8 protein-coding genes are annotated in these 3,063 nt (G+C 55.3%); 7 read left to right on the forward strand and 1 reads right to left on the reverse strand.

Translation table 11 applies throughout. From position 1 onward, the window contains the following. The first annotated feature begins 67 nt into the window (after window positions 1–67). The 7 genes from LDO54_RS35160 (at window position 68) to LDO54_RS35190 (ending at window position 2,707) form a co-directional block, all read left to right on the forward strand. Window positions 68–334, forward strand: a complete 267-nt coding sequence (locus LDO54_RS35160) for a hypothetical protein (protein WP_224017112.1) — start codon at window positions 68–70, stop codon at window positions 332–334. Window positions 335–345: 11 nt separating this feature from the next. After that, window positions 346–600, forward strand: a complete 255-nt coding sequence (locus LDO54_RS35165) for a hypothetical protein (protein ID WP_224017114.1) — start codon at window positions 346–348, stop codon at window positions 598–600. Between the two features lie 24 nt (window positions 601–624). Then, on the forward strand, window positions 625–813 hold the full coding sequence (locus LDO54_RS35170; protein ID WP_224017116.1) for a hypothetical protein: 189 nt from the start codon (window positions 625–627) through the stop codon (window positions 811–813). Between the two features lie 20 nt (window positions 814–833). After that, entirely contained in the window at window positions 834–1,148 is a 315-nt protein-coding gene (locus LDO54_RS35175) for a hypothetical protein (RefSeq protein ID WP_224017118.1), read from the forward strand. Between the two features lie 21 nt (window positions 1,149–1,169). Continuing rightward, entirely contained in the window at window positions 1,170–1,589 is a 420-nt protein-coding gene (locus LDO54_RS35180) for a hypothetical protein (protein WP_224017120.1), read from the forward strand. Between the two features lie 408 nt (window positions 1,590–1,997). Then, on the forward strand, window positions 1,998–2,516 hold the full coding sequence (locus LDO54_RS35185) for a hypothetical protein (RefSeq protein ID WP_224017122.1): 519 nt from the start codon (window positions 1,998–2,000) through the stop codon (window positions 2,514–2,516). Window positions 2,517–2,518: 2 nt separating this feature from the next. Next, window positions 2,519–2,707, forward strand: a complete 189-nt coding sequence (locus LDO54_RS35190; protein WP_224017124.1) for a hypothetical protein — start codon at window positions 2,519–2,521, stop codon at window positions 2,705–2,707. Here LDO54_RS35190 and LDO54_RS35195 read toward each other — a convergent pair. Then, the coding region (locus tag LDO54_RS35195) for a hypothetical protein (RefSeq protein ID WP_224017126.1) at window positions 2,701–3,063 on the reverse strand (363 nt) is incomplete at its 5' end. The two genes, LDO54_RS35190 and LDO54_RS35195, sit on opposite strands and share 7 nt — an antisense overlap.

The raw sequence follows: 3,063 nt of genomic DNA on the forward strand, positions 1-3,063 counted from the left end.
CGAATTATGCATTCAGGCGCGATCATTCGATCCGCCAACGGATTGCTGAACACACTGGAAAACAAACATGGAATCTATAAAGTCCGCGCTTTTTACTTTTGCGCTCGTCGCCCAAACAATACAAAGCATTGTGTATATGTGGACGGCGCAACCCGAGTCCACGTTCCGACAAAACTACTTCGGAGCCTGGAAGCGCGTCGGCACGCTCGCGATGCACACGTTTCAACTTCAGCCCGGCCCCGATAGGCGAGCCTTCGCGATTTGCCTTTTTTTGGCTCCGGTGATCGTGGTCGGACTGGGTTTTGTCATGAGCCCGCTATCGCACTTCAACTGATCGGAAAACATATGGAAAAGACACGAATCGAACACGCGGCATCGACCGTGAATAAAGGCGAGCGCGTAGCTCACCCTGTCGCGATGATCGCCGTACCAACGGTTCAGTTCTTCCTATTCGCTGTGACGCTACTCGCGTTTGGTTTCACTGTCGGCGTGTCCGCAATTGGCAATTCCGCTCGGCTCGACTCCGGCGCGGTAGCAATAGGGTTGGGATGCGTGCTAGTCAGCGCGTTTCTGCTCTTTAAGAAGTCGAAGCGTTTGTGACCCAACGGGACGGAAAACCCCGCGATGGCACAAGGCAACTGGAATCCCGAAGTAATCAAGGCGAAGCCGCGTTGCCGCTTGTGCACGCGGGTTGTGAAGTCGGATGATTTTGTGCGGCTCGATGGCGTGAATCCGGCGCATCGAGCTTGTGCGCAGGCGCGAGGCCGCGACTACACCGAAGGCAAGGAGATTCAGCCCAAAGCGGCTGATTGAACGGAAAAGAGGGGATGTGAATGTACGACGTTTTGGAAGTGCTCTTTTTTCGCACGGGCGAATATCGAGACGATGCGGGGAGGCCGCAGGAACCGCTGGTGGCGCTTCAGCATGCTCTTGGGGACGAATTCGAGGTAGAACCGCTCGAAGTCGTCAGCGAAGATCCCCTGATCGATCACGCACGGCAGGTAGTGAGAATCATCGCTTCCACCGAAGAATTCGAGGAAATGGACGAATTCGAGGCCCACGTGCGCGAACTGGCTGACGAGGACCGGTTTCCGTGGAAGCGGATCGGTGCCGTCCCGGTGGGCGAGACGGAAGTCGATCTGGGCTAACGCCTTTGGCAAGGAAAGCAGATGCAAAACCAATTCGCGATTTCAATGCCGCTACATCCCTTCGTTGCGGTCGTTATTCACACGCAGTTTCCCCCGCCCGCACTGGCCAGATTCGCGACGACGGGTGACGCCGGCTCAGTGTCAGCAGCGGATCGTAATGTCATCAATCGCTTCCTCTCGGGGCTTGGACAGAATCGGCTGGAGTTGATCGGCCCGCATTCTTCGCTAGTTGCATCAAACGTCATCGCGCATCTGCGGGATTTCACCACGCCTGCCGGACTGGAGCCATACCTGGATGATATGTCGTTCTTTTCACCGGCTGAACGGGCTGAATGGGCGGCCATGACAGACGCGCAGAGGCTTGCCTTCTATGAGGGCGCGAAGGCCGTCGGCGAGCATGCAAGCGAAGCATGGGCCGATCTGACGCGGAACGACGACTAAGACCCCGGAAAACGAGACGCAACATGCATCCTCCTGACCACCTGATAAATGTCATGCTCGCATTGTTCTGCGCGGTGATGGGGCTAATCGCTGGCGTGCTCGTAGCGCTCGCTTCGATCCGCGCAGCGTCGTCACGAACTGCGGATATGAGGAAAGCTTGGGGCTCTGTGGCAGCGCTTGTGGGCCTCTCATGGGCAAGCCTCGCCATCGGATTTTGGCGTCGTTCAGCATCACCTCTCGTTTGCGCTCGTTGGAGCCGGGGTGTTCTGCGTGGCGCTGCTGTCGATGGTTAATGATCGGTTCAGGGGCTTTCTCATTCGAGCTGCGGAGCAAGAGAAGCGTGCAGCGCGCTAACCAAGGAAAACGCGCTATGGATCACATTCTTGCCGCAACGAAACTCGTTTTAGCGTGCTGCTTCACAATGGGCGTCACATATGTTTTGGTTGGTTCGCTCTTGAACCTTTTCTTCCTGGTGAAATGACCGACGTGAATCTCCACCACTGCGAAAACTCACGCAAGGTTCACCCCGTCGATTTTTATGCGTTGGTGGCGTGTCTCCGGAGCTATGCGTGGGAGCTACGCTCAACATACCGCATTTCCTTGGGGCTTCCGTTTGAGGTGATGCTCCTGCCGGTGCTTATCGGCATGTTGCTTATTGCGTGCTTGCAATTTCACCACTTGCCAAGCCTGCGGTGGAAGCTCGCAGTTATTCCGGGGGTTGTGTTTTTGGTGTGGGCAGTTCTTCTGGGGGCGACTTCTTTCATCCGCAAAATTCGGGACCACCGAATGGAGGTGAAGGTAGTTCGGGGTTGTCTGGAGCGGCTGATATCAGTAGCGGAGACGCTGTCCGAATTGTCATTCGGAGAGGCTTTCCTGCTGAATATTGCCCTTACTGACGCTCGAAGCGCACTCAAGGAAAACGATTGAATATGAAGAAACATCTCTCCATGCTGTGTGGAGTCGTAGCGGCTGCGATTGGTGCATCTGAAATCGTCAATGCCTTGCAAGCGGGCCGTGACGTTCACCCTCTCTCTGTATTCTGCGTCATCATCGGAGTCGTGTGTTTCGTTGTGAATGAAACACTCCGTCGCGCTACACCTTCAAACAAGAATCAATGAAATACCGGAAATCGACGATGCAGATTAACCAAACGATGGACCAGTCGAGCCTGATCGACTTTATGGGCGATGTTCACGTTACGCTGGCACAGGCAGAGGCAGTTCGAGAGCTTCTGGTTCGCGACTTCAACGGTCGAGACACAAGCGAAGTGCCGCGCAAGACGTGGATGCTCTACCGTGTCGCGAGCGATTCTACGACGCGCGTTTTCGTCCACGAAGAGGATGTTGTAGTCGATACCCGTCGCACTAATCAGTGACCACGGAAAACGTCGATCGAAATGAAACGAGCCAGCAACTTGCTGGCTCGTTTCATTTGTGCTCGGGCTGCGGCTCGTCTTTTCACAAAGACGACGTGA

Source organism: Paraburkholderia tropica, from assembly GCF_914484835.1.
Taxonomy (GTDB): domain Bacteria; phylum Pseudomonadota; class Gammaproteobacteria; order Burkholderiales; family Burkholderiaceae; genus Paraburkholderia; species Paraburkholderia tropica_A.